Origin of the sequence: Psychrobacter aquimaris, from assembly GCF_016107525.1 — a bacterium.
In the GTDB taxonomy this organism is placed as follows: Bacteria; Pseudomonadota; Gammaproteobacteria; order Pseudomonadales; family Moraxellaceae; genus Psychrobacter; species Psychrobacter aquimaris.
Genome location: NZ_JABASR010000005.1, coordinates 186,655 through 207,818 on the forward strand (window position 1 = coordinate 186,655; position 21,164 = coordinate 207,818).

18 protein-coding genes are annotated in these 21,164 nt (G+C 43.2%); 14 read left to right on the forward strand and 4 right to left on the reverse strand.

Going from position 1 to position 21,164, the window contains the following annotated elements; genetic code table 11:
- Window positions 1-65: 65 nt before the first annotated feature.
- Window positions 66-305 (forward strand): DUF2789 domain-containing protein, encoded by a 240-nt coding sequence (locus tag JFC10_RS06425; RefSeq protein WP_198332157.1) that lies wholly within the window; start codon window positions 66-68, stop codon window positions 303-305.
- A 99-nt stretch (window positions 306-404) separates the two neighbouring features.
- Here the strand turns inward: JFC10_RS06425 and ribF are convergent, their stop codons facing one another.
- A complete protein-coding gene (gene ribF / locus JFC10_RS06430) occupies window positions 405-1,445 on the reverse strand; it encodes a riboflavin biosynthesis protein RibF (protein WP_198332158.1) in 1,041 nt (346 codons plus the stop codon).
- Between the two features lie 266 nt (window positions 1,446-1,711).
- Here ribF and JFC10_RS06435 point away from each other — a divergent pair, with 266 nt between their 5' ends.
- Entirely contained in the window at window positions 1,712-2,311 is a 600-nt protein-coding gene (locus JFC10_RS06435) for a GNAT family N-acetyltransferase (protein ID WP_198332159.1), read from the forward strand.
- Window positions 2,312-2,385: 74 nt separating this feature from the next.
- Here the strand turns inward: JFC10_RS06435 and JFC10_RS06440 are convergent, their stop codons facing one another.
- The 3 genes from JFC10_RS06440 to ampD form a co-directional block, all read right to left on the reverse strand.
- Window positions 2,386-2,997: a hypothetical protein gene (locus tag JFC10_RS06440; protein WP_198332160.1), complete on the reverse strand. Its 612-nt coding sequence runs from the start codon at window positions 2,995-2,997 to the stop codon at window positions 2,386-2,388.
- Between the two features lie 109 nt (window positions 2,998-3,106).
- A complete protein-coding gene (gene murJ, locus JFC10_RS06445) occupies window positions 3,107-4,657 on the reverse strand; it encodes a murein biosynthesis integral membrane protein MurJ (RefSeq protein ID WP_198332161.1) in 1,551 nt (516 codons plus the stop codon).
- Between the two features lie 158 nt (window positions 4,658-4,815).
- A complete protein-coding gene (gene ampD, locus JFC10_RS06450; protein ID WP_198332162.1) occupies window positions 4,816-5,403 on the reverse strand; it encodes a 1,6-anhydro-N-acetylmuramyl-L-alanine amidase AmpD in 588 nt (195 codons plus the stop codon).
- A gap of 245 nt (window positions 5,404-5,648) precedes the next feature.
- Between ampD and JFC10_RS06455 the strand changes: the two genes are divergently transcribed.
- From JFC10_RS06455 to lpxC, 12 genes are all read left to right on the forward strand, one after another.
- Window positions 5,649-7,751, forward strand: a complete 2,103-nt coding sequence (locus JFC10_RS06455) for an Lnb N-terminal periplasmic domain-containing protein (RefSeq protein ID WP_198332163.1) — start codon at window positions 5,649-5,651, stop codon at window positions 7,749-7,751.
- 83 nt (window positions 7,752-7,834) lie between these two features.
- Window positions 7,835-8,686, forward strand: a complete 852-nt coding sequence (locus JFC10_RS06460; RefSeq protein WP_198332164.1) for an SDR family oxidoreductase — start codon at window positions 7,835-7,837, stop codon at window positions 8,684-8,686.
- A gap of 50 nt (window positions 8,687-8,736) precedes the next feature.
- Window positions 8,737-9,735 carry a hypothetical protein gene (locus tag JFC10_RS06465; protein WP_198332165.1) on the forward strand — a complete coding sequence of 333 codons (999 nt, stop codon included), beginning with the start codon at window positions 8,737-8,739 and terminating at the stop codon, window positions 9,733-9,735.
- Window positions 9,736-9,797: 62 nt separating this feature from the next.
- The gene (pyrE, locus tag JFC10_RS06470) at window positions 9,798-10,520 is read left to right on the forward strand and encodes an orotate phosphoribosyltransferase (protein WP_406947329.1); all 723 of its coding nucleotides are present in this window, start codon (window positions 9,798-9,800) and stop codon (window positions 10,518-10,520) included.
- Between the two features lie 58 nt (window positions 10,521-10,578).
- Window positions 10,579-11,562: a glutathione synthase gene (gshB, locus tag JFC10_RS06475; RefSeq protein WP_198332166.1), complete on the forward strand. Its 984-nt coding sequence runs from the start codon at window positions 10,579-10,581 to the stop codon at window positions 11,560-11,562.
- 338 nt (window positions 11,563-11,900) lie between these two features.
- Entirely contained in the window at window positions 11,901-12,986 is a 1,086-nt protein-coding gene (murG, locus tag JFC10_RS06480; protein WP_198332167.1) for an undecaprenyldiphospho-muramoylpentapeptide beta-N-acetylglucosaminyltransferase, read from the forward strand.
- 83 nt (window positions 12,987-13,069) lie between these two features.
- Window positions 13,070-14,509 (forward strand): UDP-N-acetylmuramate--L-alanine ligase, encoded by a 1,440-nt coding sequence (murC, locus tag JFC10_RS06485; protein ID WP_193012503.1) that lies wholly within the window; start codon window positions 13,070-13,072, stop codon window positions 14,507-14,509.
- Between the two features lie 26 nt (window positions 14,510-14,535).
- On the forward strand, window positions 14,536-15,561 hold the full coding sequence (locus JFC10_RS06490) for a D-alanine--D-alanine ligase (RefSeq protein WP_198332168.1): 1,026 nt from the start codon (window positions 14,536-14,538) through the stop codon (window positions 15,559-15,561).
- 518 nt (window positions 15,562-16,079) lie between these two features.
- On the forward strand, window positions 16,080-16,874 hold the full coding sequence (locus JFC10_RS06495) for a cell division protein FtsQ/DivIB (protein WP_198332169.1): 795 nt from the start codon (window positions 16,080-16,082) through the stop codon (window positions 16,872-16,874).
- Window positions 16,875-17,045: 171 nt separating this feature from the next.
- Window positions 17,046-18,338, forward strand: a complete 1,293-nt coding sequence (ftsA, locus tag JFC10_RS06500; protein WP_198329470.1) for a cell division protein FtsA — start codon at window positions 17,046-17,048, stop codon at window positions 18,336-18,338.
- Between the two features lie 235 nt (window positions 18,339-18,573).
- Window positions 18,574-19,779 (forward strand): cell division protein FtsZ, encoded by a 1,206-nt coding sequence (ftsZ, locus tag JFC10_RS06505; protein ID WP_198332170.1) that lies wholly within the window; start codon window positions 18,574-18,576, stop codon window positions 19,777-19,779.
- A gap of 373 nt (window positions 19,780-20,152) precedes the next feature.
- Window positions 20,153-21,070: a UDP-3-O-acyl-N-acetylglucosamine deacetylase gene (gene lpxC / locus JFC10_RS06510; protein WP_055124715.1), complete on the forward strand. Its 918-nt coding sequence runs from the start codon at window positions 20,153-20,155 to the stop codon at window positions 21,068-21,070.
- Window positions 21,071-21,164 lie beyond the last annotated feature (94 nt).

Below are 21,164 nucleotides of genomic sequence, written 5' to 3' on the forward strand. Positions count from 1 at the left end.
CTACAATAAATATGTCAATCTGGATAATAAACACAATGACACTCGTATCATTTAAGGAGAAAAGTATGTTGGGTGAACCAGAATACAATATGAATGAATTATTTGCACAGTTGGGACTTGATAGCTCAGATGCAGCGATTGATAATTTTATTGAAAACAATCAGTTGGGAAAAGAAGAGAAGTTAATAGAAGCGAGCATTTGGACAGACAATCAACGTGCTTTTCTACAAGAAGAATGGGAAAAAGATGCGGAATGGGTAGAAGTCATCGATGACTTAAACGTACGTATGCATCCAGATGCTTAGAAAAACCACCATTAATTAAAAACCCACTAACGTTATAAACGCTGTGGGTTTTTTTATAAATTATAGATATCGAGGGTCGCATTTAAGCTTAATAGCAACCTAACTGGGCTGCTGCTCTCGCCACTCAATCAATGCTTTCACATCATTATGGATGCCTGTTTTTAATGCTTCTAAGCCATCATAATGTCGTTCACCATGTAAATAATGCAAAAAACGAACCTGTAAAGTTAATCCATATAAATCAGCATTTAATTCTGGGAAGTGCACTTCCAGCCGCCAATCGTGTTGTTTGTTGACAGAGGGTCTAGTGCCGATATTGGCTGTCCCAAATAGGCTGTTTGAACGTAATCCTGAGATACCTGATTTGCCATCTATAGCAAGTGCCGTTAAGCCATCAGCAATCACTTGCCCATCATCGTCAAGGCTGACGACATCAACAGCAAATATACCATGCAGGGCAGGTTTTAAACGCTGTAGGTCAATATTCGCAGTAGGGAAATCCATGGTGCGACCAATTTTATCGCCACCAACGACCAACCCTGTAATCGCGTAATCGCGACCAAGTAGCGCATTAGCTGCGTGAATATTACCAGCCAATAGTAAGTCACGAATGCGAGTAGAGCTGATACGTGCCGCTTTACCGCTATCATCGATGACGGTATGTAGATTGGTCACATCTAAGCCATAATTCCGCAAAAACTGACTGTCGCCAGTACGATCATGACCAAATTTAAAGTCATCACCCAATACTAAAGCTTTGACATTTAAGCGTAGGGCTAAAAGATCCGCAAATGCTTGGGCTGATAGCGAGCGAAATTCCTCATCAAATCCTGCCACAATCAAGGTCTCAACGCCATACTCTGCTAATAAGGCTTGTTTTTCAGCGAGATTGGTGAGGCGAGCAGGTGCAGTGGCTGGCGCAAAAAATTCACGAGGCTGTGGCTCAAATATCATGACAGCAGAACCAAGATTTTGTGCATGGGCAATATCACGGACTTGTTTAAGCATCGCTTGATGACCAAGATGGACACCATCGAAGTTACCGATAGTGAGCACACAGGGCGCTAAATCTATTGGACTAGTATTTGCAGTCAAATTACTTGGCGAGGCAATCAGTTGCTCAAGAAAATAGGTGTTCATAAATTTTCAGCTATGATAGATAGAACCAGATAAAAAACACACCCATACCAAAATCAATGTGTTTAAAATCAGCCATTATAAAGTAAAATGACCATACTAACATCCTATAGTCTGCTCACAATAAAAGTATGGTGCTATTAGCTCTCTCATCTTAAAATAAGGTGATGCTTGTGTATATGCTGCTTCTATAATGACCCTCTTTATAGATGGATTGTCTTACAACAATTATTACTAATAGACTATTAATTAATAACTACGGAGAACTTATGTCCGCTGCTGCCTTAAATGCTGTACCAGCTGTTTTGTCGGAACATTATCTTACGGATGAGTTTGTCGTGCAGCGTGCAAGTAGAGACGACTTGTCAGAGATTTTGGCGATTTATAATCAGACTATTGCAGGTAAACAAGCCACTGCCAATCTCACCCCAGTGACTTGTGAAGAACGTACGGATTGGTTTGATGAGCATATAAAGAGTCCGACGCGTCCTATTTATGTCGTAAAAGTGATAAATAAGGCAACTCAGAGTGCAGCACAAACAGAGACAGCAGCAATCGTCGCATGGGGGAGCTTTAGTGACCTTTATGCACGTCCCGCTTATCATATCAGCACCGAGATTAGTATCTACTTGCATAAAGATTATCATGGTCAAGGAATGGGTAGCTTATTGACATGCTGGATGTTGACGCAAGCACCAAACCTAGGCATTCATAATGTGATTGCGCTTATTTTTGCGCACAATCAGCCAAGCTTAGGGTTATTCCGTAAGCTTGGTTTTGAGCAATGGGGATACATGCCAAAAGTGTGTGATATGCAAGGCTTTATCGCTGATGTCGTGATGCTTGGCAAGGCAGTGTCGTCAGATTGATTGGTATCAAATAGAATAGTTTAAGTCAAAGTGATTTAAGCTAAAGTAATGTTAAATGAGGACAACGAAGTTTTCTAACCTAAAATTTTCCATTGACCTTCAATTTTTTGTAGCTCATAAGTCAACGGTGCAGGCTCGCTTTGTCCTTTGAGCATCAACTCTCCAGTGATGGTAGCACGGGTTTTACCATCACTGTATTTAGTATCGGTAATAGTGACGCCATCAACGGTTTGCTGAAAGGCATATTGGGTTTTAGCCAGCTCTTCTTCGAAGTTTGCCATATCCACTTTATAATATTTAGCGGCTTCTTTTACGTCGCCATAATACAAGCTATCTAGTGCTTGCTTTACAGTATCTTCTGGTGTGCCAGCTTGGGTTGGATTGGTGATTAGGCTTTTTTGCTTGGTCGCAGAAGTGACTGGGTTAATATTATCACTATCAATCGCCGTTTCAGCTTTACCACTGTCAGCCATCTGTTCGCTTTCCACTGCTGACGTTTGATTAGCAGCATTGTTTTCAGTATCAATACTTTTATCAGAACTGCCTTCAGCGACCGCTGCCGTATTTTCGTTACTGCTAGCCGTCTCATCGTTGTTGCTACAAGCACTTAAAAGCAGTCCAGTGCTAAGGACACCAGCAGTCAGAATGGTTGGTAAGCGTAGCAAGGTTGCTTGTTTGGTTGTCATATTAATCCTCAAATTTCATTTATCCATTAATGGTCAATTATGGCAACTATCCGCGTCATTCACTATCCATTCTCTTACTAAGCTTGTTTTGGTTTCGTAAAGAAGCTGCTTAACCATGCTTTAGCTGACGCGCACGGAAACCAGTGGCTAGTAATACCACGCCATAAACCAGTGCCCCCACGGCACACATAATGAGCAAAGCGGCGATACGTCGCCACTGCGCATCATCGCTAGGGAAGTAAGGCAGCATGACATAAAGCACACCAATCATAGCGCTGGTCGCAATCGCAAACTGGGTGAATAGTTTTTTCCAATGACTGCCAAAACGAAAAATATCGCGTTTATGTAAGAAGTAATATAATAAGCCTGCGTTCACAAAGGCCGCGCCTGTGGTTGCTAATGCCAAGCCGCCATGCAGCGGAATCTCTAAGAAATAAAATATACCGATAAAAATGACACTAAAAACCATATTAGCAAAGACAGAAATGATACCGATTTTTACTGGTGTTCTGGTGTCTTGACGGGCAAAAAAAGCAGGGGCAAAGATTTTAATAAGCATAAAGCCTAAAATACCACCAGCCATACTACGTAGCGCTAAAGAACTCATCTGCGCATCGCGTAAGGTAAATTCACCGCGCAAAAACAGCGCTTGCATCAGTACATCGGCAAGTATAAACAACGCTGCTGATGCCGGAACACCGACTAAAATGATTAAGCGTGCCGCCCAATCGATGGTTTTTTTAAAGCTAACATCGTCTTTTTTGGCTTCACTTTTCGATAAACTGGGCAAAATTACTGTACCGATTGCCACGCCAATTAAGCCTAATGGTAGCTCACTCATACGCTCTGCGGCATACAGCCAAGAAACCGAGCCGCCAATCATTAATGAGGCAAAAACGGTATTGAGTAGCAGATTAATCTGAGTGACAGAGACGCCAAAGATAGCAGGCAGCATGAGTTTTAAAATACGGCGAACGCCTTCATGCTGAAAATCGATTTTTGGTGCGACCAGCAGCTTTTGTTGCCATAGCTGAGGCAGCTGTAGTAAGAATTGCAACAATCCTGCGATAGCGACTGCATAGCCTAGCGCCATGATAGGAACATCGAACATAGGGGCAAAAATTAGCGCGCCACCAATCATACATAAGTTCAATAACACGGGTGCAAAAGCAGGCGCAGCAAAGCGTCCGTAGCTTTGTAAAATGCCACTGGCAAAGGCGGTCATAGAAATAAATAGCAAATAAGGAAAGGTCAGACGCAGTAATTCAGCAGTGATGGCAAACTTATCGGGTTGGTCGGCAAAACCAGGCGCGAATAAAGTCACGACCCAAGGTGCCATTAAAATAACAACCACGGTAAGCATCGACAAGATTAACAACAGAGCGCCTGAAGTACGACTGACTAAGATTTGTACCTGCTGCAAACTATATTTTTCTTTGTATTCGGATAGCACAGGGACGAAGGCTTGACTAAAAGCACCTTCTGCAAACAGACGCCGCAAAAAGTTTGGGATTTTGAAAGCGACCAAAAAGGCATCCATCAGACCACCAGCGCCAAAGACGCCTAACAATACGACATCGCGTACCAGACCTAAGATACGAGACAACATGGTCATACTACTGACCACCATGGTTGAACGAAATAACCGACTTTTTGCCATGAGAACCTATTATGCCAAGTTGTTTGCTGATTTGCTGGTGTCGAAAAACTGACGAATTATATCACTTTCATCGCTGAGATAAATGAATTGGATGTGGAATTGATGCGTACGGTTAATAGAGCTTTTAATATGATGGACAAAATAATTATCCATACGACTTAATCCTCAAGAGTGTTGGCAACCATCTCACGCAATCTTGCCCATTCAAAATAATCACCGGGATCCGTTTTGCGACCAGGTGCAATATCGCTATGACCTGTCAGATGACGACGAGTTTTGGGGTAGGCGGCATAAATTGCACAGACCACTTTTGCAAGTACCTCATATTGTGCGGCGGTGAAGGACACAAAATCAGACCCTTCAAGCTCAATGCCAATGCTATAATCATTACATTCAGGGCGACCCAAGTAGCTAGAGCGTCCAGCATGCCACGCGCGCTCATTAAAATTGACAAACTGAGTAATCGTGCCATCACGCTCGATAAATAAGTGAGCCGAAACCTCTGCGCCTTTAATCGTTTGAAAATAGGGATGTGCCTCCCAGTCTAGCTGATTGGTAAATAATGCTTTAACGTAATGAATGCCGTCAGCATCATGCGCTCCGAACTCGTTCGGCGGTAGGCTGATATTATGAATAACAATAGTATCAATACTCATGTCTGCTGGTCGCAGATTGCAGTTTGGTGACGCAAGGTATGTGGCTGCCGATAATCTGCCATCATTAATCGTTATTGGTGTTATGGACATAATATTCTCTTTTATCATGATATTAATAAGTGTGCATTGATTGCCAGTTGCTAGCCATTTTTTATCAATTAATAGCCATTCTGATAGTAGCAACTATTGATAATAGTCACTTTGACTAAGGTATTTCAATGGTCTAGCTCGTATATGGTTTTTGAGATTATTTCGGTGGACGATCCAATCGGCATTATCAACCAGCCCTTAATCACGCTATCGGCGTATGAATAATAACGTGCGAGGTTTACCCCATGTCTCTAAAGCCTAATTTTTTATCTGTAGATTGTACCCTAACTACTATGAGTCAACGAGCGTGTTTACCACTTGTTATTGCAGGATTGCTGCTCTCTGCACAAGCGCAAGCTTTTTTGCCAACCCCAGCATCATTAGTAACGACAGGGGCATTAGCGCCTACGCCTCAAGCTGCTGCAATCGCTAATAATACGCTAGATAATGACGCTCCAGAAGATACCCAAGGGCTAGAAAAAAGCACCGCTGAGCAATTATTAGCCAAGTGGCGTGAGCAAGCAGCAACACAAAATTTAGCCCAACATACGACATGGCGACGTTTGTTATATTTCTTTGATGATCAAAAGAATTTGATTGGTAAGAAAAAAAACACCAGCATGGTTGATGAGGCTGACTTTTTTTTAAGTGAGAATGGACAGCATGATTCAGCTGCCGAGCTTGATGCATTACTCGTCGCTCTCGCTAATGAGGTAGCGACAACGAATAACCGTACTGTTAAAAAAAATACTGCTAATAATTCGGTATTATGTCGTTTTCCAGCCCGCGTACAATGGCTGACCAATACATTAGGCATTGATAAGACGGCGCTACAAGTTGACTGTCCAGCGCTTAATGAATGGATGCAAAAGATCGCCCCCGAGCAGCTATCTATCATGTTTGCCCAAGAGTATTTAGACAACCCTTTATCGGCCTTTGCTCATACTTTATTGCGTATCGACTCAAAAGCGAGCGTGGCTGATCCGAGCCAGATTCATCATGCGGTTGCGTTGAATTATACGGTTGGTGGTAATCCAAAAGACAATTTTGTGGTGTATGCCGTCAAGTCAATGACTGGCCGCTATGATAATTTGATAGAAATCGATCCTTATCCAGAAAAGCTTGCCAAGTATCTGCAAAAAGATGAGCGTGATGCATGGACATATCAATTAGATTTGACTCCAGCGGAAGTGCAGCAGATTATGTTACACGTTTGGGAAACCAAAGATTTAAAATTGCCGTATTACTTCACCACTGATAACTGCGCGTCTGAGATTTTACGCTTAATTGATGTGGTGCGACCGCAGCAGCATTTATTAAGTCGTCTACCTTATGCGGTTATTCCCTCAGATGTCGTGCAATTACTTGATGATGAGGGCTTACTCGCCAGCACCAACTATACTCCTTCTGATAGTACTTTACGCCAATCACAGTTGAATAAGGTCAAAGAGCAGCGTGAGCAATTCGGCTATCACAACAGCGCTAAACAGACGATCAATGAGATTAAATCTGCCCAACTCAATGCTGTTTCGAGCATGTCAGCTGACGGACAAACATTATTGCAGCCTAATATAGCGGTATCAGATAACAATCCAATAGATAGACATCCGCTGCAACTGGCTCATATTGGACTAGGGCAGCGCGGTGATAATAACTATATCGATTTGGGCTTACGAGCGGGCTACCATGATACCCTCGATCGTCCCTCAGGATTCCCACAGTTTTTTGATTTAGAAGGCGCATCTGCGACTTTGCGTTTGTACGACACTGATAATGATAAAGCCAATCAGCCAAACAGTGTGGTTTTGCAAAATTTTACGTTGATTCGTGGGCGGTCGTTTAATCCAGTAAATTCTGCCAAAAAAGGCAAAACGTGGGGTGCCAGTATCGAGGCGACGCGCGTTAATGATGGCTCTCAGCAAGAGGGCACCGATCATTTAGTCGGCAGTTTGGGCTACGAGACGGGCTGGTCATGGGCGTTTGGCACGCCTCGCACAGGTACGGGTGAGATGCCGCCGCAGCTATGCTACACCTTTTTGTCCGGCACAGCGCAAGCAGGGCGTGGTATCAATAAAGGCTTTCGCGTTGGTGCAGGCGTGAATGCAGGTTGTCGCTATCAGATTAACAATCAGTTACGCGCACAAGCTGAATTGCAACTGCCATATTGGTATCATGGCAGCAGCAATGAGTCTAATGTCCGTGGTCATTATTGGCAGCCGATCTCAAGCTTAGGCTTGCAATATGATATCGATAAAAAACAAGCGTTACGCATTAATGCTAATTATGATTGGCAAGATCGTGTTGATGCCAGTGAAGACATACAGCTGTCGTACAGACGCTATTTTTAGTACTTATTATTAAACAGATGCATAGGTTATTAAAAAGATGTATAAGCAGTCATTAGAAGTGGCGTTCGAATAAAGGATAAATGATGAGTACACAAAATTTATTGATTATCGGTCAAGGTGATATTGGTTTGCCAGTCAGCAATCAGCTGGCACAGGACGGCTTAAATGTCACAGGTTTGGCTCGTGGTGAGCGCCATCATTACTCTTTGGATGATAACGCTGAATTTATGCAAGCCGATGCATTGACTCTGACGGCTGAGCAGTTGCAAGATTTTACGGCGATAGCAATTATCGTTACCCCCGATGACTATTCAACCAGTGGCTATCACAACAGCTACTTAGCAATTAGCCAGCATTTGGCAACGCTTGCGGACAAACTCACCAACCTTTCGCGCATTGTTTTTATTTCATCAACGGGTGTTTATGGGCAAGATAACGGCGAATGGATTGATGAAGATACCGCACCTGTGCCGCCACAACGCGAAGCATCGCAGGTGATATTGCAAGCAGAACAAGTCTTGCAACAAGGCTTTGGTGATAAAGCCATTATCATTCGTCCAAGCGGTATTTATGGACGCGCGCGTCTCATGCGCTTACGCAAAGCCCGCGAGCCACACAAAGAGGCAGTGGCAGCAGCGCACTGGAGCAATCGAATTATGGATCGCGATTTGGTCACTATCATTACTAACGTACTGACTATCCATGCGCCCAAGCCCCTTTATATTGCTACTGATTATACGCCAGTCACGACTTTTGAGTTAGGCGTTTGGTTAAGTCAGCAGATAAATGAAACGCCTCCTGCGCTTGACGATAAAAAAGTAGCGGTTACGGGAAAACGCTTGCACAGTAATATTCCATTAGCTTGGTTGGCATATCCTGATTGGCAAGTCGGTTACCGTGATATTTTGCGCCATCAAGAACAACATCAAGAGTAATATGCCAGTTTGATTTGATTGTTTCATCTTTTATAGCTTATGGAGATTTCATGACCCAGCCTTCTACTTCTGACAACCATTTACCCAGTGCTAACCTTACAGCAGTAGGCGGTACAATTTCAGAAGGCAATGCTGAGCAGTCGTCTATCTTGCCAGATAGTACCCAACCTGCGATTGTGCATCCTAATTTTGACCCGAGTCGTTTGCCACTTGATCCTGCCAGACCCTTGAGCGATATTCCAGAGCCTGCCAGGCGCCTAAATGGTCAGTTGCAAAGGCTATATGGCCGCTCTGCGCGTTTTTATCAGCCTAAAGCACACAATTTGTCAAAATGGGCGCTGATTGCTTCAGAAGTATTGGGCGAGCATCTGTCATTACTGCGGGCGGCAGAGCTTGTCGAGTTTCCAGACAGTTTTTATCACAACCATAGCGCGCAACCATTATTATCATCATTAAATGCTATGACTTTGCTCGATATGGCCGATATCCAGCAGGTGCTTCGTGCTTATCCAAAACTACATCGTTACGGTTTTGCACTGAATGACTCTCCTGCAAGTACTGAGACTAGTGTGAGTAGCGATGCTAAAAACCAACAGGCTTCTTTACGTGCATTGACCAAACGTTATAATCCAGATGAGTTGCTCAACAGTGTTTACGCCGAAGATTGGCAGGTGGTTTTGCAGCCGCAGCAATTTGAGACAGGCGAGGGCAGTTTGGCTACTGACATTATGGCGTGTAGCGTTGCTGTCCATGCATTGAGGCAGTGTGATACGCGCAAAAGTATCAATCATCGCTATAGCGCTGCGCAAATCTGTCAGCACATACGCAGCTATCTGCTGAGTCAGATCATTTGTGAACCATCGCAGCGTCATGCATACCGTCAAATAAGGGTTTTCACAGGACATGTTATTGTTGCCGCGTATCATTTAGGCTGGGAGATACAAGTGAGTGATGGCGGTCAGTGTTATTTTAATCTCTCATCGCGCAGTGGCCTATTGACCCGTTATCCTAATATGCAGGATTACGACATCAATGGTTGGTCAAGCTGATCAATAATGCGTACAATAACGCCAATTTTTTTGCTCTTCTTCTTGTCAATAGGAACGCTTCCATGCTTAATGCCCCAATGCCTAATGCTCAACACCCTTCTTTCTCCTCACATCAATTTATCCAACTGGCTTTAGACAATCAAGTCCTTAAATTTGGCGAGTTTGTCCTCAAGTCTGGTCGTATCAGTCCGTATTTTTTTAATGCAGGCTTGCTGGCGTCGGGTGAGATGTTGTCGTTGCTAGCATGTGGTTATGCCGATGCCTTGGCTGAGCAAATGGTGGCTAGTCATAACGGTACAGATGAGCAGGAGTTGGTGATCTTTGGTGCAGCGTATAAGGGTATTCCTTTTGTGGCAGCAACCGCGCAAGCCTTATGGATTCATCATGGTATCAATGCTAAGTGGGGCTATAATCGCAAGGAAGCCAAAACTCATGGCGAAGGTGGTAACTTAGTAGGCGCTGACGTTAGTGGTAAAGCAGTATGGGTACTCGATGATGTCATTACCGCTGGTACGGCGATGCGCGAAGTGGTTGAGATTTTAGAGCAAGCGGGCGCTAGCGTTGCCGGTATTATCGTCGCCCTTGACCGTAAAGAAAAAGGTCAGGCTGAGTATTCTGCTATTCAAGAGCTGGCATCAACATTAGAAGTACCGGTGCGCGCACTCGTCGATATTGATGATTTAATCAGTTATTTGGCAGATGACCATGGCGTACAAAGCAGCCAATATAAAGATGCGACCCAACTTGCCAAGATGCAACATTATCGCGCGCAGTACGGCGTATAGTTGTGCACTGAGTTTGAAGCTGTTCTATATTAATAATATAACGTAAGTGAGTCTTGTTATGAGTCTAGAAAATCAAAAAAAATCGTTAAACATACTCGTCATTATGGATCCTATCGAGCAGGTTAATTATAAAAAAGACACGACCCTTGCGATGATGTGGTCGGCGCAAGACCGTAAGCACAGCCTTGGCTACTGTCAGATTCATGACTTGTGGTTGGATCGTGGACAGTTGATGGTTGATACGCAGCCAGTGACCGTCAAGCGTGACCCTGAGGATTTTTATTCATTAGGGGATAAATCGACAGCGCCAATCAGCGATTATGACGTGGTTTTGATGCGTAAAGATCCGCCGTTTGATATGCGTTTTATTTATGCCACTTATATGCTTGATCATGCCAAAGCCGCAGGCGTGCTAGTGGTCAATGACCCACAAGCGATACGTGATTGTAATGAAAAGCTATTTGCCACGTGGTTTAGCGATTATATGAGCCCAACGATTGTGACCAGTAAACAGGCGCATATTCGTAAGTTTATCGCTGAGCAGCAAGACGTCATTGTTAAGCCATTAGATGGTATGGGCGGTACGGGGATTTTCCGTTTGACCGCAGATAGTCCAAATATCGGCGTCACGCTTGAGATTTTAACTGAGCTTGAGACACTACCCATTATGGCGCAGCGTTATTTGCCAGAGATCAAAGAGGGCGATAAGCGCGTGTTGATCGTCGATGGAGAAGTGGTCGATTATAGCTTGGCGCGTATTCCTACCAAAGGCGAAACCCGTGGTAATTTAGCGGCAGGTGGTAGCGGTGTTGCGATGCCGCTCACCGATATCGAACGTCAAGTGGCAGAAGTAGTCGCACCGATTGTCAAAGAAAAAGGTCTAATGTTTGTCGGGCTAGATTTAATTGGTGGTCGTATTACTGAGATTAATGTCACCAGCCCAACGTGCGTTCGTGAGATTGACGACCAATGTGGTACGGACATCGCGACAGACTTTATCATCGCCATTGAAAATAAATTAGCAGTTTGCGCAACGCTGTAAGGATAGAGTGATTTATCACTAAGCTATGCGCACAATACTTAAAAAACAGTGTGCTAAGATAGATTGATAAACGGCATCTTTTAATAGCCCATAAAAAGGCGATAAAACGTCATTAACAAACGATGCTTTTATGGCTTCTCGATAGTATTTATAACAGCCAAGTCGCGATTGCTCACGGCTTGGATTTTTGTTATTGACAGTGCATAAAGTGCTATATGTCAGACAACGATTTACACTATACTATGCGAGATTTTATAGGGTCATTATTTGCTGATGACTGAGATGATTATAGGATAATAAGTCCTTCATATAAATAAAGAAAAGATAGGCAGGCGTTCATGAAAGCACCGCATATATTAATGATGGCCGCGGGTACTGGCGGGCATGTGTTCCCAGCGCTGGCAGTGGCTGAGGAATTGACCCAGCGTGGTGCGGTTATTCATTGGCTAGGAACGCCAAATGGTATGGAAAATGGCTTGGTTGCACCGACTGGTTATCGCTTTCATGCTATCGATATGCAAGGACTACGTGGTAAAGGAATCGGGCGTTTATTAAAGTTACCGGTGACCTTATTGTCAGCGACGATGGCCGCTATAAAAGTGATTCGAAGCAATCAAATTGATATAGTCGTCGGTTTTGGTGGTTATGTGACAGCGCCTGGCGGTATCGCCGCACGTCTGACCAATACACCTCTGATTATCCATGAACAAAATGCCATTGCAGGCATGAGTAATCGCTACCTATCCAAGATTGCAACCAAGGTGTTGCAAGCATTTGAGCATACCTTTGCCAATAGTGCACAGGATCCTAAGCTTGAAACGGTTGGTAACCCAGTACGCAATGCCATCACTGGTGTCTCTGAACCGACGGTGCGTTATGATGTTAATGATAACACACCGCTTAAACTTTTGGTGGTGGGCGGCTCACTTGGTGCGCAAGCCTTAAATGACACTGTGCCAAAAGCGCTGGCATTGCTAAACCAGCCTTTTGCAGTCCGTCACCAATGCGGGCGCAATAATGAGGCTGCCACGCAAGCGGCTTACGATGAGCAAGATTTGAGTATGCACACGTTTGTGGTACAGCCTTTTATCGACGATATGGCCGCCGCTTATAATTGGGCAGATATTATTGTTTGCCGAGCAGGCGCATTGACGGTTACGGAAATTCAAAACGTCGGTATTGCCGCAATTTTTGTACCGCTGCCGCATGCAGTAGATGATCATCAGACTGCTAATGCCCGCACTTTAACCTCATACGATGCGGCGATTCTGTTACCGCAGTCTGAGCTGACAGCTAAGCGTTTAAGTGATGAACTTGCTGTACTTAATCGAGAAACGTGTCTAACGATGGCAAAAAAAGGTCATGCCCTTGCCAATCGAAGTGCGAGCAAGCAAGTTGCTGATATTATCTGGCAAACGCTGTAGCCTACATTCTTATAGCTGACTGTTTTTATCACCAATTATTTTGATACATTAAATTTTATTAGCCTTTAATAAAGAGAAGCCTTATGTCTAACCCTGCGAAAGCTCTACCTAAGCGTTTGATTGAAATACCAGAAATGCGTCGTATTCAGCATTTGCATTTTGTCGGTATTGGTGGCTCGGGGATGTGTGGTATCGCGGAGGTGATGAACAATCAAGGCTATCAAGTAAGTGGTTCTGATATTGCTGAAAGTTTGGTTACTCGGCGTCTACAGCAAATTGGCATTAAAATATCAATCGGCCATGATTCCAAAAATATTGCCAATGCCGATGTCATCGTTGTATCGTCAGCGATTGATCGCAGCAACCCTGAAGTTAAAGCGGCGTTAGAAGCGCGTTTGCCGGTGGTACGCCGTGCCGATATGCTGGGTGAGTTGATGCGCTATCGTCATGGTATTGCGGTTGCTGGTGCTCATGGTAAAACGACAACGACCAGTTTGCTGACTACGATGATGGCAGAAGGGCAGCTTGACCCAACATATGTGATTGGCGGTAAATTAAACGCTTCTGGTAAAAATGCGGCGCTGGGTAGTAGCCGTTTTTTGGTGGCAGAAGCCGATGAATCTGATGCGTCTTTCTTATCATTGCGTCCGATGGCAGCGATTGTGACCAACATCGATCAAGACCATATGGAAACGTATGAAAATAGCTTTGATAAATTAAAAGCCGCTTATATTCAATTTTTACAAAACATGCCGTTTTACGGTTTGGCGGTGGTCTGCGGTGACGACCCAGAATTGTATGCAATGATTGATGATATCGGTCGTCCCGTACTGACCTTTGGACTTGAGCCTTTTAATGATGTACAAGGCGTTGATTTGGTGACGGAAGGAACCAAAACTCACTTTACGGTACTGCGCCGTGACCGTGAACCTTTACGTTTGACTCTCAATATTCCTGGCACTCATAACGTTTACAATGCGCTTGCCGCTATTACCATGGCGACCGATGAGGGAGTCGATGACGAAGCCATCAAACGCGCTCTGCAAAAATTTGAAGGGGTTGGTCGCCGTTTTGAGCAGCATGCCTCGGTCAGTATTGATGATGGTGATGTTTTGTTGATTGACGATTATGGTCATCACCCAAAAGAAGTCGATGCCACTATTAAAGCGGCGCGTCAAAGCTTCCCTGAACGTCGTTTGGTAATGATGTTCCAGCCGCACCGTTATAGTCGCACCCGCGATTGTTTTGATGATTTTGTCGAAGTACTCTCCAGCGTTGATGAATTATTATTATTAGACGTATATTCAGCAGGTGAAAGCCCAATTACTGGTGCTGATACCAAGTCATTAGCACGTAGTATTCGGTTGCGCGGTGAAGTTGAACCGACGATTATTGACAAGGACAATTTAGCTCCTGTCATGCAGCGTTTATTAAAAGCCAATGACATGCTCATTACTCAAGGTGCAGGTAATGTAGGGCAGATCGCTGTCGACTTGGCTGCCAATAACCTTTACATTAAGTAAGCTAAAAAATTCTAGGAACGATCCTCATGACGACTGATAATAAAGAAAATACCAGCACTCAAAATTTAGATAATTTAGATAATTTAGATAGTAATGGCGCAACCCTAAACACGACGACCAGTGATGCAAAAGATGCCAGACAGTTTGGTAAAGTGGCGGTTGTCTACGGCGGCAGTAGCAATGAACGCAGCGTGTCATTAGACAGTGGTGCTGCCGTATTGCAGGCGCTACAAAACCAAAACGTTGACGCCACTCATTTCGATCCTAAGTATCAAGACATCACGGAGTTACGCGAGTATGACCGTGTGTTCAACGTGTTGCATGGTCGCGGCGGCGAAGATGGTTTGTTACAAGGTGTGCTGCAATGGTTTGATATCCCGCAGACGGGTTCAGGCATTTTGGCATCAGCGCTGGGCATGGACAAGGTTCGTACCAAGCAATTGTGGCAAGGTTGTGGATTAGCAACTGCACCATTTTCATTGCTGACAGCTGATACCGACTGGCAGCAAGTGGTCAACATGCTAGGTCTGCCACTTATTATCAAGCCTGTTCATGAAGGCTCTAGTATTGGCATGACCAAGGTCAACAATCTTGACGAGTTGCCCGCGGCTTATGCAACGGCGGTACAGTGCGGTGATGCTGTAATGGCTGAGCGCTGGATTACCGGTCGTGAGTTCACGATTGTCATTATCGACGATGAAGCTTATCCAGTCATTCGTCTTGAGCCTGCTGATATTACCAACTTCTATGATTTTGAAGCCAAGTACAATCGCAATGATACCAGTTACTATATTCCCTGTGGTTTGAGCGCTGCTGATGAAAAGCATTTACAAGATCTGAGCCTTGCGGCATTTCGTGCCGTTGATGCAAAAGGATGGGGACGTATCGATGCTATGCAAGATGAAGCAGGTAACTTTTGGTTGCTTGAAATCAATACGGTTCCTGGTATGACCAGCCATAGCTTGGTTCCGATGGCAGCCAAGGCTCGAGGCATGGACTTTGATGCATTGTGCTGGCATATTTTAGCGCAGACATTAGAGGGACTTGTTTAGCAGTCATTGCTTAAATGATTATTTAGTGATTCTACTTTTTTACACTGCTCATAATGCCATTCATATTCATTAAGACAGTTATCATTGATAGGCTGTCTTAATAAAGCAGTGATAAAAATTATGAATTATTAGATTTGAATTTTGCTTATAGTCGGTGAATACTAATAGACGAAAACGGGCTAATGTATCACTAGAGCTGCTATACCACAGCGTCATGTAAACTTGTGTAAATTCGTTGTCACTAGTAGGGGTTAAGCTATTGTTTAACCATAAAATACGTTAATATTGTAATTATAGGTCTGTTTTAGTGATATTTCCGTTTTCTACGAACATAGCCCATAAGTTATTCATAAATTAAGAAAAATGTTACGTTTAAATGAGCATAATGTCATTCTATAAATCGTTTTAGTAAAATATTTTGATAACATGTTAACTCAATAGGCTTCTGCAAAAATATGCAGATTTACATTTATAAATAGCATGATCAGTTTTATGCAAATATAGGGACAAAGGTCGTTATGGCTCAAACTGTCAACGAGGTAACTGACTTGATGAGTGATAAAACCCGTCGCCCAAACTCTAAATTCCAAGTACCGACTTCGGTCAAATATTTTTTTATGGTATTGGTACTAGGGTTGCTCGTACTGATATTGATAATGGGTGGAAAAGCATTGCGTGATGCGCCTCCAGCTGCGATCCATGTGAATAATCAGGGTTTGACAGTTACCCAATATCGCGCATTGCAACAGGTTATGAATCAACAAAAGGTAAGCAGCTTTTTTACCTCTGATTTGCAAGCGTTAAGAGATATTACGACGGGTCTGGCTTGGGTTGATCAGGTTAGTATTTCTCGTGATTGGCAACGAGGCATAGTCGTTACCGCATTACCTAAGCAAGCGGTTGCTAATTTTGGTACAGAGCGGTTGGTAGATGCAAAAGGGGCGGTTTTTGTCCCTGCTGATAGTAGAGATCTGACGCAGGAACGCTTCGCCACCTTACAAGGTGAGATAACGCAAGCCCCAGTTATCATGCAGCAGATGCAGCAAGTTAATGATTGGTACGCGCCACTGGGTATGCAGGTCGAAGATATTATCCTGTCACCAAGAATGACTTGGCTGATTCGTTTTGACAATGGGCTACGTGTGATTGTCGATAATGAGAATACCGCTCAAAAGCTGCTGAGTCTAAGTCAGCTGCTGGGTAATCAGTTAAGTAAGCGCCGAGGCGAAATACAGTCTGTAGATTTGCGTTATAAAAATGGCTTTACCATCGCTTGGGATATGGCACAGCCAAAAACTGATGAAGCAAAATAACTATAGATAGATAGCATAAGCAAGCAAAAACTGCTTTGTATTTTAGGTTGAGCTGTTTTGATAGTTTGTAGCACAGAATATACAACATCATAGCGTGTTGATAACGCTTTTTTTAATGATCTAATGGAGACGTCATTTGGTCTCCTGTTTAGCGATAATTTGTCTGGTACCATGAAAAATACTGAAAATCTGGTTGTTGTCCATCTAAGTGCCACGGCAGTCTATGTCGTCATTGGCAATGTTGTCTCTGCAAAAGACATCCGTATTCTGGGCGTGGGACAAGTCAAAAACAGCGATTTCTACCAAGGTCAAATAAAACACCGTGAACGTCTACAAGGTGCTATTAAACAAGCCATTCAAGAAGCAGAAGATACTGCCAATTGCCGTGTGCACAGTGTGTGGTTGACCTTAGCGACCCCCGAACTATCGAGCAAAAATAGTGCAGGCGAGGTACGCGTAGAAGATGAGGCCGTACGTGCCAAAGATATGGTACAGGCCTTGTCTAATGCTAAGTCACGCGATCTATCGTCAGACTATTATTTGATGCATTGCTGTCAGCAAGGTATTTATGTCGATGATCAAGATTTCATGGTGGATGATGCAATCGAAATGATGGCGCACAATATTACTGTGATGTACCACATGATGATGATGCCTGTTGCTAGCCGTCAGAATATCCAAAAATTACTGCAAAGTTGTGATGTTGGTATTGACCATATCGTATTTGATGCAGTGACGAGTGCTGAATATAGTTTGATGAGTGACGAGCGCCAGCAAGGGGTTTGTTTGGTAGATATTGGTGCTAGTACAACCAGTATTTGCGTATACAAAGAAAACAAGCTGATATTTACCCATTGTATCGCGACGGGCAGCCACGAAGTAACGATGGATATCTCAGCTGATTTTGGTATCTCCATGATTGAAGCTGAAAAGCTGAAAAAAACCCATGGTACTGTTGATGTCAATAGCGTCGATCCTAGCTCATTCTTTATCTTTAAACCACAAGGAACAGGTGACGAGATTAATATTGGTATCTATAATCTAGCCCGCATTATTGAGGCGCGCTATGTGCAGATATTTACGGAAGTTGCTCGTCAATTGCATGAGGCTGATCTCATCGGCTATATCGACAAAGGTATCGTACTTACAGGTGGCGGTACGGCGATTAAAGGTATGATACCCTTTACCAAAAAATTGCTCAAAATGCCCGTAGTATTAACCAATACTCATCCTGCTATTAGTGCTCATAACCATTTTGATAATGATGAGTCATTTAAGCAGCTAAACAGTCAAGTAAATGATCGTGCTTATCAGACAGCATTTGGTACACTATTATATAGTCAAAGCGAGCAGTTTCGCCGTAGTGAAAAAAGCGAGCCTGAAGCGATTCAAAAAAATCGAGTCACTGGTGTTTTTCAAAGTGCAGGGCAACGTTTTGCTAGTGTACTCAAAAAGATATTATAATCTGTTAGCAAAGCATCCTTATATTAAGCAATATAAGAGTATGCAGCTAGATTATAGGCAAGAATACGAAAAGTAACACCCTGTACCATACTGGCATATTTTGGCTAACACAATTGTCTAAGCCATTGCCCTGTTTTATTTAAATACAATTATATATAGTAAGTCGATAGCGCGCCATATAAGTGTGTTACCAAGTATCGACCATCACGCTATCTGCAACTGGAGAAACCTTTTTATGTCAAAATACACCATGCCAGATGATAACCAGCTTCAAAATAACGGCCAAGCAAGCTTCACTGTATTCGGTGTTGGTGGTGGTGGCGGTAATGCGGTTGAACATATGGTACAACAAGGGATTAGAGGTGTAACGTTCGTCTGTGCTAACACGGATAAACAAGCGCTTGATCGTTTAACTGCACCGCACAAATTGCAGCTTGGCGCAAAAACGAATCGTGGATTAGGCGCAGGGGCAAACCCAGAAGTTGGGCGTGAAGCAGCAGAAAGCGAAGAGGAAGCTATCCGCGCATTACTCGAACATGCCGACATGGTGTTCATTACTGCTGGTATGGGCGGTGGTACAGGTACGGGTGCAGCGCCTGTGGTTGCACGTATTGCTAAAGAAATGGAAGTATTGACAGTCGCCGTAGTGACTACGCCATTTAAGTTTGAAGGTGGCAAACGTATCAAGGCTGCCAAAGCAGGTATTGAGCAGCTGACCAACTTCGTTGATTCTATCATTACGATTCCGAATGATAAGCTGATGAGTGTCTATGGCAATATCTCTATGCAAGACGCCTTTAAAAAAGCGGACGATGTATTATTACACGCGGTTCAAGGTATTGCTGAAACTATCGCTAGTGAGGGTATGATCAATATCGATTTTAACGATATTCGCACCGCAATGACGGCTAAAGGTCATGCAATGATGGGTATTGGCCGTGCCAGCGGTGATGATCGTGCGCGTCAAGCAACTGAGAAAGCCATCAGATCACCATTGCTTGATGACTTGCGTTTAGAGAATGCAAAAGGTCTATTGGTTAACGTAATCTCTTCTGAATCACTATCATTGGATGAGATGAGTAAAATTAGTATCATCGTTGAAGAAATTACAGATATCGACGATGCTCATATTTTCTATGGTTCAGTGATTGACGAAAAAATGGGTGATGACTTGCATGTTACCGTTATCGCCACGGGTCTGACTTTAGATGAAAATGCTGGGCAAGAGCCGGAAGTAGTTGAGGCACCAGTTCCTTCTGTCAATAGCACTCAGCCTGTTGACCCTAACGTGCATACCAGCGCTTTAAACAGTCAAAAGCAATCGCAGGCCCAGATGTATCAAGATACAGCTGGTGCTACCCGTGCAAGCGCGCCTCAAGAGCAGGCAAAAACCAAAACCAATAGCATTCAAGATTATCTGAAACGCCAACAAAACAAATAATATTTTTAGATATTTGGAATCAAAAAAAGCCAGTACTAAGTTGCTGGCTTTTTTGTGCGTATAGATAACGCCCATATATTAGTAAGCTGATTCAGCTATCAAAGAGCTTTATTTATAAATAGCGCCTCTTGATATGAAGATAATCATTAATATATAAGCGTATAGAATAATTTATGATTGTAAATATTTACTGATATTTCGCTATTCTAAGAAGGAAAGTTCAATCAGTAAGACATAAAAACAATCAAGATTTATTGGCGATAAGTGTTATCAATCAAGGAGATAAGAAAATTAGCGAGTTTTAACTATAGCGAACTAGGGGCGGGTAATGATACACTATGGCAATTGTAACAAAATATGTGAGAAGACAGCCATGAACCAAAGAACCATAAAAACTGCGATTGCTGTCACAGGTATTGGTCTTCATAGTGGTCAGCCTGTTGACCTAGAGTTTCATCCGCAACCTATTGATACGGGTATTGTTTTCGAGCGTTCTGATATCGAAGGCAGCCAGCCGATCCCAGCCAGTGCCTTTTTGGTACAAGACACTATGATGTCATCAAATTTAGTGTTTGGTGGAACACGTGTGGGGACGGTCGAGCATTTGCTTAGTGCCATTGCTGGACTAGGTGTGGATAATCTTTTAATCCGTGTGTCAGCCTCAGAAATACCAATTATGGATGGTAGTGCCGCTCCTTTTGTGGCGCTGCTACTTGACGCAGGATTTTGTGAACAAGATGCTTTAAAGAAGTTTATAAAAATCGTCAGACCAGTACGAGTAAAAGTAGACGATAAATGGGCAGAACTGCGCCCTTATGAAGGGTTTGAGCTAAATTTTGAGATTGATTTTGATCATCCTGCTATCGACAAAGATTTCCAGCATGCCCAGCTGCAGTTTTCGACGCAAAACTTCATTGAGCAATTGAGTTCAGCCCGTACTTTTGGTTTTTTACGGGATATCGAAGCCTTACGTCAGAATAATTTGGCGTTAGGAGGCAGTATGGACAATGCCATTGTTATTGATGAAGCAAATATTCTTAACGAAGAAGGTCTACGTTTTAATGATGAGTTCGTTCGTCATAAAATTTTGGATGCTTTAGGTGATTTATATTTGATTGGTTATCCGATTTTGGGCCGTTTTAATGCTTATAAATCTGGTCACGCGTTGAACAATTTATTGGTACGTGAGATATTATCTGACCATAATAATTTTGAAATTGTAACTTTTGATGACAATGTAACGTGTCCAATCCAGTATTTACCTCTTGAAGGTTTGACTGTTGAAGGATGAATACAGGAATATACACGAAGTATCGAAACATTTACGCAATATTACATAATCCGGCTGTAATTACATTCTAATAATATTCATTATTTTGAATGTA

Excerpts from the sequence above, each read along its gene's own strand:
- murJ (WP_198332161.1), bottom strand. The coding sequence starts at position 4,657 with ATGGCAAAAAGTCGGTTATTTCGTTCAACCATGGTGGTCAGTAGTATG.
- JFC10_RS06490 (WP_198332168.1), top strand. The coding sequence starts at position 14,536 with ATGACGACTGATAATAAAGAAAATACCAGCACTCAAAATTTAGATAAT.
- JFC10_RS06455 (WP_198332163.1), top strand. The coding sequence starts at position 5,649 with ATGTCTCTAAAGCCTAATTTTTTATCTGTAGATTGTACCCTAACTACT.
- gshB (WP_198332166.1), top strand. The coding sequence starts at position 10,579 with ATGAGTCTAGAAAATCAAAAAAAATCGTTAAACATACTCGTCATTATG.
- murC (WP_193012503.1), top strand. The coding sequence starts at position 13,070 with ATGTCTAACCCTGCGAAAGCTCTACCTAAGCGTTTGATTGAAATACCA.
- JFC10_RS06495 (WP_198332169.1), top strand. The coding sequence starts at position 16,080 with ATGGCTCAAACTGTCAACGAGGTAACTGACTTGATGAGTGATAAAACC.
- ribF (WP_198332158.1), bottom strand. The coding sequence starts at position 1,445 with ATGAACACCTATTTTCTTGAGCAACTGATTGCCTCGCCAAGTAATTTG.
- JFC10_RS06460 (WP_198332164.1), top strand. The coding sequence starts at position 7,835 with ATGAGTACACAAAATTTATTGATTATCGGTCAAGGTGATATTGGTTTG.
- murG (WP_198332167.1), top strand. The coding sequence starts at position 11,901 with ATGAAAGCACCGCATATATTAATGATGGCCGCGGGTACTGGCGGGCAT.
- JFC10_RS06440 (WP_198332160.1), bottom strand. The coding sequence starts at position 2,997 with ATGACAACCAAACAAGCAACCTTGCTACGCTTACCAACCATTCTGACT.
- ftsA (WP_198329470.1), top strand. The coding sequence starts at position 17,046 with ATGAAAAATACTGAAAATCTGGTTGTTGTCCATCTAAGTGCCACGGCA.
- ampD (WP_198332162.1), bottom strand. The coding sequence starts at position 5,403 with ATGTCCATAACACCAATAACGATTAATGATGGCAGATTATCGGCAGCC.
- ftsZ (WP_198332170.1), top strand. The coding sequence starts at position 18,574 with ATGTCAAAATACACCATGCCAGATGATAACCAGCTTCAAAATAACGGC.
- pyrE (WP_406947329.1), top strand. The coding sequence starts at position 9,798 with ATGCTTAATGCCCCAATGCCTAATGCTCAACACCCTTCTTTCTCCTCA.
- JFC10_RS06435 (WP_198332159.1), top strand. The coding sequence starts at position 1,712 with ATGTCCGCTGCTGCCTTAAATGCTGTACCAGCTGTTTTGTCGGAACAT.
- lpxC (WP_055124715.1), top strand. The coding sequence starts at position 20,153 with ATGAACCAAAGAACCATAAAAACTGCGATTGCTGTCACAGGTATTGGT.
- JFC10_RS06465 (WP_198332165.1), top strand. The coding sequence starts at position 8,737 with ATGACCCAGCCTTCTACTTCTGACAACCATTTACCCAGTGCTAACCTT.
- JFC10_RS06425 (WP_198332157.1), top strand. The coding sequence starts at position 66 with ATGTTGGGTGAACCAGAATACAATATGAATGAATTATTTGCACAGTTG.